Genomic DNA, 15,756 nt, shown 5'->3' on the forward strand with positions numbered 1-15,756 from the left:
ACTAATAAGTGATTAATAAGATGAAGAAACGAATTCTATTTTTTATAGTGATGCTGTTTTTGCTTCATGTGGTGTTATATGCACAAGATCCGGAAAAGACCGGGGCTTGGGTAGGAGATGCGATTCCTGTTACATTTACTGCGGGACAATCCACTTTTACTGATACTCGTAATACTACCGATTACAGGCTATACGACAGTTATGGATATCGTTCTCCTTTCACCGGTGAAGTGGAATGGACAGAGGGTGGTGCTGTGTTCTATCGGTTGCAGACTGAAACTAATGGGGATATTATAATTAATAACTGGGGATCGGATGTCGCTTTTTCCAGTCTGTTTCTAGTCACTCCGATAGATCCGTTGAAAGAACCGATAGATGGACTTACCTGTGATTTAGTGCGGAATGTGGCTATGATATATCCGTGGGATTATATAAGTGTTGATCCGCCAAGTGATTTTCCGGGATGGATATCACGGGGACAAGCATATCTCCATGTGTCTGATCTTCCAGCGGGTATTTATTATATTATATCTGCAGGATATAAAGGGAGCAATGCATCCAAGCCCGATGGTAATGTAAGAACCAATATCACCTTAAAACTACAAAGGAGAATACCTGACGAACCGTCTGTGCAACCGGAGGAACCGAATAATTCTTCTGTGCAATATCGCTATGATTTATCTGGTAACCGGGTGAAAAATATTAAAAAACAATGATTATGGGAAAAATACAAAAACTTTTTATGATAATGGCTGGGCTTTTAACAACCCTGTCTACGCAGGCACAGATGGAAGTAGCCAATACTATGAATGATGTCGGTGAAATTCCGATTCAATATGCGCTCAGTCCGTCGGGGGCCACGACTTATCAAATTCCTGTGGATATCTATCCCGATCAGGAACAATTTCAGCCAAATCTCTTTTTTAGTTACAACAGTCAGCAAGGAGAGAGTGCTGTAGGATATGGTTGGAATATCGGTGGACTGTCTGCCATTACGCACGTGGCAGGAAGCATATACTATGATGGAAGCACTTCACCGCTTTCATTGACAGGCGATAAACTCATGCTCGATGGGGTACGCCTGATAAAGACAGGAACAGATACCTGGCAGACAGAGCAAGGATTTGTTTGTGTGCAGAAACAGGCAGATGGAATCCTGAAGGTGCGTTATCCGAATGGAAATACAGCAACTTTTGAAACCTTGCCCAACGCACCTTTCAGCTATGTGATTACTGGTTGTAGGAATATGAAAGGACGTACAATAAAATATGTCTATTCACAAGCGGGCAATTTGCCGTATATTGAGAAAGTTATGTATGGAGAAAACGACGGAGTGTATAATGATTCTATCTTATTCAGTTATCGGCAATTGGAGGGCGGAATCACTCGTTATGCCGACGGAAAACCAATACAGTACAGCCGATTGCTAAACAGTGTGGAGTCTTATCATCGGGGAAAACTATGGCGCCGCTATTTGCTTACTTACGAAAAAGAAGAGGTTAATCAGTTGGTGCGGTTGGACTGTGAGACGGAAAACCGGACATTGAATCCGCTACAATTCGAATATGGTAGCAAGAAGAGCATAGAGAACTATGTTACGAGCCAAGTGCATATGCAGCATTACTTTCCCAACAGAATGGAAGGAACGGAAGAATCGAAAGGATATAAAAGTCTGGTATTATCACGCGGACGCTTTAGTAATAACTACCGTAGTGATGGTCTGGTTTCTTATCCGCAGTTAAGTACTTACAAGGTAGTTAAGACCAGTACTGGTGGAAATGCGCAGTATGATTCTTTTTATGATGAGAATCAAACATTGTTAGTTTATAAGGAGCTTTCCGGTAACATTGTTACTCCGGTTTTCTTTACGGCAGGTAAAGGCTTTCAACAAATGATTCCGGCAGACATAGAAGGAAAGGGGGAAGACGTATTGGTGAAAGTAAACTATTATTTGGATGATCAAGGTATGCCAATGTTTCCGAAATTGACTGTGGAAAAATTGATTGTTTCAATTCATGGTTCACCTGTCGATCCCAATAGTTGCGTGCAATATACGCACAAAAGCAATACGTATGTAAAAGATGGAAGTCTGCTGAGTCCCCGGCAGCGAGAATTTTTATTAGGTGATTTCAATGGGGATGGTAAAACAGAATTGTTAGCTATTTCCAGCTGTCGCAATCATGTAGATCGGGACAGTAAGATTACTTCCAATGCTCTGTTGATTGATTTGAAAAATAGAACAACACTGTTTGACGGAGATTGCTTTGATTATGCTTTTTTTCAGGAAGATCCTTTCAATCCGACCCCGGACAAATTGATTGCAATGGATTATAACGGCGACGGAAAAACGGATGTCTGCTTGATTAACCGGACGGGGACTAGTGTTTATGAGTTCACCGGAGATGGGTTTAAACTATTGGCGTATATCAGCCTTAAAAACGGAGGAATCAATTCTTCGGAATTTAATCATGAAGACTGTGAACTACTGGTAGCAGATATGAATGGTGACGGGAATATGGATCTTATATTGTCTCCCAGATATTCGCGTTTAGGAGAAGAATATAAGCATTTGGGTGATGGTATCTGTTGTAATGCGTGCAAAGATGAGGAAAACCTAAGCGACATAACTACCTCTGGCTATAAAATTTATGTCGATCCGTCCACAGGAAACAGATGTGTGATTGATCCTAATGCAACTCAAACTGTGGTAACATATGATAAGGGAAAGAAATGGCAATTTCTCCTTTCTACCGGTAACTCAGAGTATAGTAACAGCAATCCTGGTTTCACCACCTATTATTCCGAATTGTTTCATGGATTTCACGAAACAGTAGGGCAGAACTTTATGCTGGTGGACATAAACAATGATGGATTACCAGATCTGTTACGAAATGTAAAGGGGACGGTAGACCTCTATCTGAATGTAGATGGAAAACTGAGTGATACCCCTCAACAACGCACGACGATAAGCCTGAGTAATCTGCGAGCACAGTTTGCATCAGCAAACGTTGCGCAGCCTTACTTCTGGGCGGGTGGGCTGATATGTGTAGACGATTGTTACATACGTATATATGACTACTCCCGTAAAGAAAATAAAGAACGTATGTTGCATAGTGTGACTAATAGTCATGGATTGAAAAATAATCATTCTTATGAAGATATTATGTCAACTACATCAGCTAACTACGAATCTGGTAACGGTCAATTCGGACTGAAATATCTCAGTTTTCCATACGTAGTCATGTCTCCCCACTGTTATGTCAATGTATGTTCAAAAAAGATGGACGGTACTGATATCTTGTCGTGGGACTCTTATAAATACAAGAATGCCGTCTTTCATCGTTCAGGCCTTGGTTTTTGCGGCTTCCAGCAGATAGAGACAACTGATGTTATCAATTCCCGACAAACTATATCTACATTAGATCCTGTTTTGCGAGGATCTGAAGTGAAGCTGGAAACTCCAACCGATACCATTACCCGTGAATATGTGAAGGATGTAGATGCCAATAGACTTACTCTGATAAAGTTACAAAAGGAAGTAGTGAGAAATGCTCTGAATAAAACGGAGACAACTACTGAATGTCAGTACAATGCATACGGGCAGCCTATTTACATGGCGGTTTCTAAAGGAGCATTCAACAAAGAAATAACGTCTAATGAGTATCTCAATATAAATGATGAAACACAGTATTTATTGGGACTTTCATTATTGTCGGTTGTTGAGAAAATGCGTAGTGATTCGGTTATCACTCAGTCAGACGCGATAGAATATGATGCGAATTACCTGCCCTCTCGCAAGATATCTTCCATCAATGGCAGGGAGGTACTGGAAGAACATTTTGTTTACGACAGTTATCTACGCCCTGTGGTACATGAACAGCGTTCGTTTGAATCGACAGACTGGCTGGTAACTACTTATGCGTACGATAACCAGGGAAGGATATCCCGGCAAACAGATGGTATGGGATTGTCTCTCAGCTATGCGTATGATGCGGCAACAGGGTTATTGTCAGCTACTAGTGACCATAAGGGGCGTATGACGTGGAATGAATACGATGAATGGGGAGCCCCATTGGCTGTTCATTATCCGGATGGAAGAGTGAAGAGGGTTACTGCTGCTTGGTGTGACGTAACAGAGCCGGGATTGTATGTTATTACGACCACTGAAACCGGAAAGCCGACCGTCAAGACGTATTTTGACCGTCTGAACAGGGAAGTACGTAATGTGCAGATTCGGTTTGATGGCAAGGCGATGAAGACGGACACAAAATATAACGCAAATACCGGACTTAGGGAGCGGGTATCGCAGCCGACTACAGACGAACAGCCTTCTCTATGGAACCGGTATGTGTATGATAAATTTGGCCGTTGCACCTCTGTTCACCATGCATCGGGGAAAATAGATTCACATGTGTATGGTGTATTGGTAGATACTATCACCGAGAACGGGATTCGCCGGATTCGTGAGTATGACGAAGCGGGTCTGTTGGTACAGACTACTGACCCAGCGGGATGCATCCAGTATTATTATCGTCCTGATGGGAGTCCGCTGGTAATCGTAGCTCCGGGAGAAGTTCAAACTCGTTTCTATTATGACGATTACAACCGTCGTGTCGCCATCAAAGACCCAAGTGCCGGTATTCGCCGGACGGTGTATGATAAAGCCGGAAATATCTGTGAGGAAACAGATGCTGACGGACGTGAGATTATCAGGGAATACGACCGCTATGGACGTGTCACGAAGCAGGTCACGTCAGACTTGGCAACGGTTTATATCTATGATGACACGGAAGACCTGTTGCTTTCTGCAGTGTCTGACAATGGTAGCGCTTTGTACAATACTTATGATGAGTGTGGCAGGCTGAAAACGCAGCGTGAAGAAGCGCCGGATGGCAAATGGTTACAGAAAACGTATGGTTATACATTTGATGGGTTGCTTGAATCCATTACTTATATTTCACAAAACGGTACTTTGGCCACGGAACTATTGTCTTACTGTAACGGCTTTTTGACGGAGGTTCATCTTGCGGACGGAACACAGGTTTATCGTCATGATGAAGAGAATTCGTTGGGACAACTGACGCAGCTTACTGCAGGTGGAATGCAGCGTAACTATGAGTTTAATGAATGGGGACTGCCTGTAAGAAGAAGTATCTCCCGAACGGATCACACCGTTATGTTCGACTATAGTTATCATTTCAATGCAGTGAATGGTAATCTTTTGAATCGTACGGATGAAATCAGGAACTTGTTGGAGGGTTTTGGCTATGATGAGTTGAACCGCTTGTGCTCTTATGGTGATAATACTGTCATTTATGATAATTATGGTAATATTCGCAGTAAGGGTGATGCGGGACAACTGGCCTATACCAACCCGAATCGTCCTTATGGCGTGACAGGTCTGACTCCCGTGGAAGATAATCTAGTGAAGTCCGGTCTTGACATTACATATATAGCCGGGGATCGTCCTTCTGTCATCACACAAGACAGGAAAAGAGCTGTGTTAGCGTATAATGCCAGTCACGATCGCATACGTATGCAGTTCTCTGTGAATGATTTAACTCAGTTGACACGCTATTATTTGGGTGGTAGCTATGAATTAGATATTGACAGTACGGGCATAGAAGAAAGGTTGTATTTAGGTGGAAGTTATTACGATGCTCCTGCTGTATTGGTGAAGCAAAATGATGGCTTGTCTGTTTATTACATTCATCGTGATTATTTGGGTAGTATTTTGCAAATAGCGGATACTCAAGGAAATGTGGTAGAAGAAAACAGTTTTGATGCCTGGGGGTGTAGGCGTAACCTTTTGACACATGAGGCATATGTAAATGAGAGTGCTCCGGGATTGATGTTGGGCAGAGGTTTTACAGGACATGAACATTTACCGATGTTCGGGCTGATAAATATGAATGCCCGTTTGTATGATCCCGTATTGGGACGTTTCCTCAGTCCTGACCCATATGTGCAGATGCTTGATAATACGCAGGCTTTCAACCGCTATAGCTATTGTATGAATAGTCCGCTGTGTTATGTAGATGAGAATGGAGAATTCTTTTTGAGTATTCTTGTAGGGACGGCAATTGGAGCGGTAGTTTCTGCTATCAGTCATTCTGTAGCCACTATAGCGGCAGGTCAACCTTGGGATAGTGGTGGCTTTTGGAAATCGGTTGGCGTTGGTGCCGTTGGTGGAGCTATTGGTGGTGCTTGCGGTTATATAGGTTCAAAATGGCTGGGTGACATTGGAAATACGTTTGGATACAATATGGTTAGTAATGTGGCTAATTTGACTGCCACAAATGCCATTTTTGGATATGATACCGGTTGGAGTGATGTGCTGTCCACGGTCGCCGGAGCTGCCATTGGTTCTGCGTTACCTGCATTTAACGGTGTGGATGGTGGCAAATTTGCAAACGGTGTATCAGAGATTGGCTATAATACAATGAGAGGAACCGTTACAGGTTTAGCTTCAGGTGTGGTTAATGCAGCTATTCAGAAAGAACCGGATCGTATTTGGCAGGGTATTGTCGGAGGGGCTATCAGTGGCGCAAGCAGAAGTGTTGCTATGAATGTGATATTTGGTGCTCCTTATAAAGTTGATAAATCTTATGGTGCGGAGGGATTGTATAGAGGTGGAGGTATCTCAGATTTGCTGAAAGCGGGATTAGGACTTACAATGGGAAGAAATATGTATGTAAACTATAAAGTAGGCGGTGAAGGCACTCGTTATCATGAAAACTATCATATTCAACAACAAAATGAGACGGGATGGGCTAAGTTTTATGGAACAACCATTTATGAATATATAAAATATGGATTCGGTGGCATGATAGATGTATATTCTACTGAGGGTACATTAGAATATAACGCCGATCGATATAAAGATAAAATGACAGCAAGACCTTGGGGTAGCACATATTAGTTATAAAGATATAAAAGGAAGAGGAAATGTTGATATTTCTCTTCCTTTTTAGGAAAATACGAAATATATCATTTCCTTTGTATGGAGTTGTTTAACCCCATAATTCCATAATAATGAAAATATTACTATTTTTTGTAAGTGTTGTTTTGTTGACAGGGTGTACCCAAACACAAGGAATTTTGCTTCGCAATAGAACAAATGAACGTTTAAAATTGTATTGCTACTATAATGTTAACAATTTAGTAGATTCAGTTTATATTGACCGTTCCGATTCGGCCTATTTAACGTTTTCTTCAGGGTGGTTTGTTAATAGTAAGAAAATAATAAAAGAACGTGTAAATCATATGGATAGTGTTATTCTTGTGCTGCAAGATAAAAGAATAGTATATAAGGATAGTGTATGTATTCGCAATTTTCTCCTTAACGATAAAGACACGACAAATATGCTAAAAACAACTACATATCCATCTCGCATAAATTGATAAAAAGTAGTATATTTACAAATAATTTCAGTAGCTTTGTAAATATATCAATGAAACAACTTCTGATAAGATATTATGAAAGAACACAACATAAGAGACTTGGCTGATTGCTGTTATTTACGTACTTTGTGTGTATTATCGGTGAAAAAGATTGGAATAGCTTTATTGCTTTCGATTGTCATCCCTTTTTCTGTGATTCATGCAGAGGATAAAAAGGAGAATTATACTCATGCTACACAAAAAACTACAGCAGAAACGCTGGAGCTTTCGCGGGATACAGTGAAGCCATCGTATGTCTTACAACAGATTGATGGCGCAGAGTTGGCGAAAGTGAAAGATGCAAGTTTTGTGAATTCTCTGACAGGGAGATTGGCGGGAGTAACCATCAATTCCGTAGCGTCAGGGATGGGAGGAGCAAACAAGGTATTATGGCGTGGCTATCGTTCTTTTATGGGTACAAACAATGTGTTGTACGCATTAGATGGAGTTCCGATGTTGCGGCTGGAGCCGGATCAGCTTTCTGATATTTATTCAGGTGCGGGGCAAACAGGTGATGGGATCTCTTTCCTTTCCGCAGATGATATAGAAAATGTTTATATGCTGAGTGCTGCTGCGGCATCCGTATTATATGGTAGCCAGTCGGCAAATGGAGTGATGATGATTGATACTAAAAAAGCTCATCCTGGTAAATTCTCTGTGAATGTGGGCAACAGTACTACTTTTAGTTCTCCTTTTGTTATGCCCGAATTTCAACAGACTTATGAGGCAATGTGGGGAGATAAGTTGCGGAATAAATCTTCGTGGAACCCTGTGGATTTCTTTCGTACAGGACATTGTATCAACAATAATTTGAGTGTGTCGTATGGGAATGAATATAATCAGACTCGTTTTTCGGCTGCTATGATGAACAATGCCGGTATTATTCCTAATAATGATGTAGACCGCTATAATTTGTCATTGCGTAATACATCTTCGTTGCTAAATCATAATTTGAAATTGGATGTAAATCTGAAGTATGCTCACACTGCTGAACAGAATATGCTTTCGCAAGGAATGTATAGCAATCCTTTATTGCCTGTTTATCTTGTTCCGGATATACTGCTACGTCATGACGAAACTTCATATCCCGGTGGTACTTTTTTGCCTGGTTATACTTATAAAGATTATTTTGAACGCTATGATTCGGAACTGGGTGCTAACGTACAATATTGGCCTGACGGCGATAGAGGTTTGGGAATGCAAAATCCTTATTGGGTGATAAACCGTAATATGTTTAACCGGAAGAAGTCTCGCCTGCTGGCAGGAATAAGTGCCGCATACAAGATTGCTTCATGGCTTGACGTATCGTTTTCAGCGCATTACGATCATGATAGCGAGACTGGTACGCAGAAATTCTATGCGTCTACTATCCCTCAACTTGCCGGTCGATTAGGTTCATATTATGAGAACAAAGCTGGAATAGGCCAACTCTATTCGAACCTGGTGTTTAATGTTCGTAAGAGTGTGGGGGATTTCTCTATAAACGCACATTTGGGGACTTCTTTTAGAAATGCTACATTTGATTATACTGATGCGGGCGGTAATTTGCGGAGCTTGAATAATTTTGGCCTGTCCGATTTGGAGGATGATCTTTCATTTCTTTGGAAGAGGGAATATATAGATAGAAATACGGCTACGTTTCTGCTTGCACAGTTCGGATATAAGCAGTGGTTTAGCCTTGATTTGGGTGGCCGCTGTGAATGGCTTGACTTTCGGATGGACGATACTTCACTTTTCTCAGGCAAATGTTTTTATCCCTCTATGGGGGTGTCGGTGGTTCCCACAGAGTGGATGCCTGGTAATAGAGGCACATTTCTTTCTTACTTGAAAGTGGGTTACACTTACAGTGAAAACGGAAATAGCTCAGAACTTCGTCTCCCTTTGGGGCGAAGAGATAGAGTGGATGATGAACGTTTAAAGAATAATATTTGGGATAATGAGCGTACAAAGACGCATGAAGTGGGATTGAATATGTCTTTCTTCAATAATAAGGTCGATGTGGATGCTAAAATATACAAGTCCTCTACGTTAGGTTTGTTTTTGGGTATGCCTCATACTGTTGTTTCGGCAGGAAGTACGGTTTATTTGGTTGCGGATGATAATAGTATAGAGAATAAGGGAATAGAACTGTCGTTGGGAACAAATATGTATTTGGGACCAGTAAAGTGGAACGGACGGTTTGTTTATTCCCTGAATAAAAATGAAATAAAGAAATTGAACGGACTTACTTATCAGGGGGAGGACACCAATCTTTCACCGGAAGAACTGACGACTTTTCGGAATAAATATTGCAGCGTAAAGGTAAAGGAGGGCGGTTCGATAGGTGACGTTTATGTCTCTGATTTTGAAAGGGATGCTCAAGGAAATGCCATTGTTCGGGATGGAACTTATATCCGGCAGAGTGAAAACGCGGTTTATGCCGGTAACGTCAATCCCAAATATACAATGGGACTGGTAAATAACTTTGCGTGGAAAGGGTTGGAACTCGGTTTTGTTATTAATGCTCGTTTCGGTGGAATAGGCGTGTCGCTCACTCAAGAAACAATGGATGCTTATGGGGTGTCGGAAAATGTCGCTGCTGCCCGCGAACAAGGCGGGGTTTGGGTGAATGGTGAATTGATGGAAGCGCGCAATTATTATTATTCCAGCGTAGGAACGATGTATGTGTATGACGCCACCAACATCCGCCTTGCCGAAATGTCGATAGCCTATCATATTCCCGTCAACCGATGGGTAAAGTGGATACAAGACGTGCGGGTGGCGTTAGTGGGGCGTAACTTGCTTATGTTATACAATAAAGCTCCGTTTGACCCGGAATCTACGGCAAGCACCGGAACCTGGTATCAGGGTATTGATTTCTTCCGTCAACCCAGTTACAGGAATATGGGCTTTTCCGTTAACCTTACTTTTTAATCTTTCTTCAAAAAGATAGATTGTCCTGATACGGGTTGACGAAACTGCTCACACCTCATATCGGGGCAATTCTTCTATTAAAAGTCCTTAACAAAAGCCCGTTACGTCACTTTTTATTTGTTTCTTTGCACCAAATTCGGGTATAGTGTTGTCTTGTGATTCGGGGCAGCACTTAATTTTGTTTGGAATTAATGGAGAAACTCAGTATAAATGCTTGTCCGGTGTGTGGCAGTACGCACTTGAAACGCGTCATGACTTGTACGGATTTTTATGCTTCGGGCGAACAGTTTGAACTGTATTCGTGTGAGGACTGCGGATTTACATTCACGCAAGGCGTTCCCGTAGAAGCAGAGATAGGCAAGTATTATGAGACTCCCGACTACATCTCCCACACGGATACGCGCAAGGGCGCGATGAATAACATTTACCATTATGTACGTTCCTATATGCTGGGCCGCAAAGCGCGTCTGGTAGCTAGAGAGGCGCATCGTAAGACGGGGCGTTTGCTCGATATAGGTACGGGAACCGGTTATTTCGCCCATACAATGGTGCGTCGTGGTTGGAAAGTGGAAGCGGTGGAGAAAAACCCGCAGGCACGCGAATTTGCGAAAGAGCATTTCGAACTGAAAGTAAAGCCTGAATCGGCTTTGAAGGAGTTTGCTCCCGATAGCTTTGATGTAATCACCCTTTGGCACGTGATGGAACATTTGGAGCACCTCAACGAAACCTGGGAGATGCTTCGTGAATTGCTGACGGAAAAAGGCGTGCTGATTGTGGCAGTGCCCAACTGCTCTTCTTATGACGCGCAACGTTACGGTGAATATTGGGCGGCTTATGACGTTCCCCGCCATCTCTGGCATTTCACTCCCGGCACTATACAGCAGTTGGCTTCCCGCCACGGATTTATTATGGCGGCACGTCATCCGATGCCGTTCGATGCGTTCTACGTATCCATGTTGAGCGAGAAGCACCGCGGCAGTTCGAACAGTTTTCTGAAAGGAATGTATGCCGGAACGCTTGCCTGGTTCAGTGCTTTGGGAAGGAAAGAGCGGAGTAGTTCTATGATTTACGTATTCCGAAAAAAGAGATAGCGCATGGGAAGTAAAAACAAATATAAGTCAGGTTCGGTGTTCGACATGCAGTTCATCACGTCGAGTATCAGTACGACACTGGTGTTGCTGCTGCTCGGGCTGGTGGTTTTTTTCGTGCTGACGGCGCATAATCTTTCTGTGTATGTCCGCGAGAATATTAGTTTTTCTATTCTTATCAGTGACGATATGAAGGAAGCCGATATTCTGAAACTTCAGAAGAAACTGAATCAGGAGCCTTTCGTGAAGCAATCCGAATATATCTCTAAAAAACAGGCTTTGAAGGAGCAGACGGAAGCGATGGGAACCGATCCCGAGGAATTCCTGGGTTATAATCCCTTTACTGCGTCTCTGGAAATCAAGCTCCATTCCGACTATGCCAATTCCGACAGCATTGCGAAAATAGAGAATTTGGTGAAGAAAAATTCCAATATACAGGATGTACTTTACCGGAAAGAACTGATTGATGCCGTGAATGACAACATACGGAATATCAGCTTGGTGCTGCTTGCTTTGGCGGTGGTGCTCACTTTTATTTCTTTTGCCTTGATAAACAATACGATAAGACTTGCCATCTATTCCAAGCGATTCCTCATTCATACGATGAAGTTGGTAGGGGCGAGTTGGGGATTTATCCGGGGACCGTTTCTCCGGAAAAACGTGTGGAGCGGTGTGCTGGCGGCTACGATTGCCGATGCCATATTGATGGGAACTGCCTATTGGGCTGTGACGTACGAGCAGGAACTGCTTCAGGTTATCACGCCCGAAGTCATGTTGATAGTATGCGCAAGCGTATTAGTGTTTGGAATTGTAATAACATGGCTATGCGCCTACTTCTCGATGAACAAGTATCTGAGAATGAAAGCGAACAGCCTATACTATATTTAATTCAAAAAAAGAAATAAACTATGTCTGACAAGCGGAAATTTGCCTTTGATAAAATGAACTTTATCTTGCTCGCGATAGGAATGGCGATTGTTATTATCGGTTTCCTGTTGATGTCGGGACCCTCGTCGTCCGAAACGGTTTTCGAACCGGATATTTTCAGTGTACGCAGAATAAAGGTGGCGCCTGTCGTTTGCCTGTTTGGTTTTTTGTCTATGATATACGCTGTATTGCGTAAACCTAAAATGACTGAAGTGCCTAAAATTAAAGAAGAATAAAAAGAAATTATGAGTTGGTTAGAAGCATTAATCCTTGGACTGATTCAGGGATTGACTGAGTATTTACCCGTAAGCAGCAGTGGTCATCTGGCCATCGGGTCAGCATTGTTCGGGATACAGGGTGAAGAGAATTTGGCATTCACGATTGTGGTGCATGTGGCTACGGTATGCAGCACGCTGGTGATTTTATGGAAGGAGATAGACTGGATTTTCCGCGGGTTGTTCAAGTTCCAGATGAACGATGAGACGCGGTATGTCATCAATATATTGATTTCAATGATACCGATTGGTATTGTAGGAGTGTTCTTTAAGGATTATGTGGAAGCGATTTTTGGTTCGGGACTGCTGATTGTGGGTTGTATGTTGCTGTTGACTGCCGCCCTGCTGACTTTCTCTTATTACTATAAGCCGCGTCAGAAGGAAAAAATCTCGATGAAGGATGCTTTGATTATCGGTATCGCGCAGGCTTGCGCAGTCATGCCGGGATTGTCCCGCTCGGGTTCTACCATTGCTACGGGGCTTCTGTTGGGTGATAACAAGGCGAAACTGGCACAATTCTCTTTCCTGATGGTTATTCCGCCTATTTTGGGAGAAGCGCTGCTTGATGGAATGAAGATGATGAAGGGCGAAGATGTGGTAGGTGATATTCCTGCGTTGTCGCTGATTGTCGGTTTCCTGGCTGCTTTCGTGGCGGGTTGCCTGGCTTGTAAGTGGATGATTAATGTGGTGAAGAAAGGAAAACTGATCTATTTCGCTATCTATTGCGCGATAGCAGGATTGGTAACGATTATATTGAGCTAATGAATTTTAAAAAAGGAGAAGTACTGTTTTTTAATAAGCCTCTTGGCTGGACTTCATTTAAGGTAGTAGGACATGTCCGTTATCATATTTGTCGCCGGATAGGGGTGAAAAAACTAAAAGTCGGTCATGCCGGCACGCTGGACCCTCTTGCGACAGGGGTAATGATTGTATGCACAGGCAAGGCAACGAAGAGAATAGAAGAGTTTCAATATCAAACGAAGGAGTATGTCGCTACACTCCGGTTGGGCGCTACCACCCCGTCGTATGATTTGGAACACGAGATAGATGTCACCTACCCTACTGAACATATCACGCGGGAGATGGTGGAAGAAGTGCTGACGCGCTTTATCGGTACGATAGAACAGGTGCCGCCTGCTTTCTCTGCCTGTATGGTGGATGGAAAGCGTGCTTACGAACTGGCGAGAAAAGGCGAGGAAGTAGAACTAAAGGCGAAGCAGCTTGTTATCGACGAGATTGAATTGCTGGAATGCCGCTTGGACGCTCCGGAGCCGATGATTCAAATACGTGTCGTATGCAGCAAAGGAACGTATATCCGTGCCTTGGCCCGTGACATTGGTGAAGCGCTTCGTAGCGGAGCACATCTGACAGGACTGGTTCGTACCCGTGTAGGTGACGTCCGGTTGGAAGACTGCCTGAATCCCGAACACTTTAAAGAGTGGATTGACGGACAGGAAATAGAAAATGAGGAAGAAAATAATTAACGTAATAAGGAATAGATATGAAATTATCACAATTCAAATTTAAGTTACCCGAGGATAAGATCGCTCTACATCCTATGAAATATAGGGATGAGTCTCGTTTGATGGTATTGCATCGTAATACAGGTAAGATTGAGCACAAGATGTTCAAGGAAGTTCTGGACTACTTTGATGACAAGGATGTGTTTATATTTAATGATACGAAGGTGTTCCCCGCTCGCTTGTACGGTAACAAGGAGAAGACGGGTGCTCGCATCGAAGTATTCTTGTTGCGTGAATTGAATGAAGAACTCCGCTTGTGGGACGTATTGGTAGACCCTGCCCGTAAGATTCGTATCGGTAACAAGCTGTATTTCGGCCCGGACGATTCAATGGTGGCCGAAGTTATTGATAATACTACTTCCCGTGGACGTACGCTCCGTTTCCTTTATGACGGACCTCACGACGAGTTCAAAAAAGCGTTGTATGAATTGGGTGAAACTCCGCTGCCACATACGATCATTAACCGTCCCGTAGAGCCGGAAGATGCAGAACGTTTCCAGTCTATCTTTGCGAAGAACGAAGGTGCGGTGACTGCTCCGACTGCCAGCCTGCATTTCAGCCGTGAATTGATGAAGCGTTTGGAAATCAAGGGAGTGGACTTTGCATATATCACCTTGCATGCTGGTTTGGGTAACTTCCGCGACATCGACGTGGAAGACTTGACGAAGCATAAGATGGATTCGGAACAGATGTTTGTAGATGCAGCTGCAGTGAAAGCTGTTAATCGTGCCAAAGATAGCGGAAAGAATGTGTGTGCGGTAGGTACGACAGTGATGCGTGCCATCGAAAGCGCAGTCAGCACCGACGGGCATTTGAAGGAATTTGAAGGATGGACGAACAAGTTTATCTTCCCGCCGTATGAATTTACGGTTGCCAATTCAATGATTTCCAACTTCCATATGCCGCTTTCCACGCTGTTGATGATTGTAGCTGCTTTCGGTGGTTATGAGCAGGTGATGGATGCTTATCACGTAGCATTGAAGGAAGGTTACCGTTTCGGTACCTACGGAGATGCAATGCTGATTCTGGACAAATAATGGCAAAAGTATATGTAGGGCTCGGCACAAACCTGGGAGATAAAGAACAGAATCTTCGGGATGCCGTGCAAAAGATAGAAGAGCAGATAGGGAAAGTCATTTCCCTGTCTGCTTTTTACGTTACCGCCCCTTGGGGCTTTGCTTCTGAGAATAGTTTCCTGAATGCAGCGGCTTGTGTAGAGACGGAATTGTCTCCTTTGGCGGTATTGCAGGAGACACAGGCGATTGAACGAGAATTGGGGCGTACAAAAAAGTCCGTTGACGGAGTGTATAGCGACCGTCTGATTGATATTGACCTCTTACTTTATGAAGATTTAGTGCTTTCTGTAACCTCTCCGTCGGGTGCGGAACTGAATCTCCCCCACCCTTTAATGACAGAACGGGATTTTGTAATGCTGCCGTTGGCAGAGATTGAGCCGGAGTTGGTACACCCGGTATTGGGGAAAACGATGAAAGAGATTAGCAGCGGAATGAAGAAGCGGCTGGATTGATATGACAAGTGCTATAATGATATAAATTAATTATAAAGGTTATACTTTTCTTTTTATTT

Annotated in this window: 10 protein-coding genes; all 10 read left to right on the plus strand. The window is 43.1% G+C overall.

Annotated features, from left to right (window positions below; genetic code table 11):
- Window positions 1-20: 20 nt before the first annotated feature.
- The 10 genes from BacF7301_RS05110 (at window position 21) to folK (ending at window position 15,697) form a co-directional block, all read left to right on the plus strand.
- Complete coding sequence (locus BacF7301_RS05110) at window positions 21-716, plus strand: hypothetical protein (RefSeq protein WP_167960832.1); 696 nt, start codon at window positions 21-23, stop codon at window positions 714-716.
- 2 nt (window positions 717-718) lie between these two features.
- A complete protein-coding gene (locus BacF7301_RS05115; RefSeq protein ID WP_167960834.1) occupies window positions 719-6,922 on the plus strand; it encodes an FG-GAP-like repeat-containing protein in 6,204 nt (2,067 codons plus the stop codon).
- Between the two features lie 557 nt (window positions 6,923-7,479).
- On the plus strand, window positions 7,480-10,356 hold the full coding sequence (locus tag BacF7301_RS05120; RefSeq protein WP_167960836.1) for a TonB-dependent receptor plug domain-containing protein: 2,877 nt from the start codon (window positions 7,480-7,482) through the stop codon (window positions 10,354-10,356).
- A 191-nt stretch (window positions 10,357-10,547) separates the two neighbouring features.
- Window positions 10,548-11,447, plus strand: coding sequence for a methyltransferase domain-containing protein (locus tag BacF7301_RS05125; RefSeq protein WP_167960838.1), 900 nt, complete (start codon window positions 10,548-10,550; stop codon window positions 11,445-11,447).
- A 3-nt stretch (window positions 11,448-11,450) separates the two neighbouring features.
- A complete protein-coding gene (locus BacF7301_RS05130) occupies window positions 11,451-12,332 on the plus strand; it encodes a cell division protein FtsX (protein ID WP_167960840.1) in 882 nt (293 codons plus the stop codon).
- A 20-nt stretch (window positions 12,333-12,352) separates the two neighbouring features.
- Window positions 12,353-12,607 carry a DUF3098 domain-containing protein gene (locus tag BacF7301_RS05135; RefSeq protein WP_167960842.1) on the plus strand — a complete coding sequence of 85 codons (255 nt, stop codon included), beginning with the start codon at window positions 12,353-12,355 and terminating at the stop codon, window positions 12,605-12,607.
- Between the two features lie 9 nt (window positions 12,608-12,616).
- Window positions 12,617-13,408, plus strand: coding sequence for an undecaprenyl-diphosphate phosphatase (locus BacF7301_RS05140; RefSeq protein ID WP_022139148.1), 792 nt, complete (start codon window positions 12,617-12,619; stop codon window positions 13,406-13,408).
- Window positions 13,408-14,130 carry a tRNA pseudouridine(55) synthase TruB gene (gene truB, locus BacF7301_RS05145; protein ID WP_167960843.1) on the plus strand — a complete coding sequence of 241 codons (723 nt, stop codon included), beginning with the start codon at window positions 13,408-13,410 and terminating at the stop codon, window positions 14,128-14,130. Before BacF7301_RS05140 ends, truB begins: the two co-directional genes overlap by 1 nt.
- Window positions 14,131-14,147: 17 nt before the next feature.
- A complete protein-coding gene (gene queA, locus BacF7301_RS05150) occupies window positions 14,148-15,206 on the plus strand; it encodes a tRNA preQ1(34) S-adenosylmethionine ribosyltransferase-isomerase QueA (protein ID WP_167960845.1) in 1,059 nt (352 codons plus the stop codon).
- The gene (gene folK, locus BacF7301_RS05155; RefSeq protein WP_167960847.1) at window positions 15,206-15,697 is read left to right on the plus strand and encodes a 2-amino-4-hydroxy-6-hydroxymethyldihydropteridine diphosphokinase; all 492 of its coding nucleotides are present in this window, start codon (window positions 15,206-15,208) and stop codon (window positions 15,695-15,697) included. The genes queA and folK overlap by 1 nt, the downstream gene beginning before the upstream one ends.
- Window positions 15,698-15,756: the final 59 nt, after the last annotated feature.

Origin of the sequence: Bacteroides faecium (genome assembly GCF_012113595.1) — a bacterium.
Taxonomy (GTDB): domain Bacteria; phylum Bacteroidota; class Bacteroidia; order Bacteroidales; family Bacteroidaceae; genus Bacteroides; species Bacteroides faecium.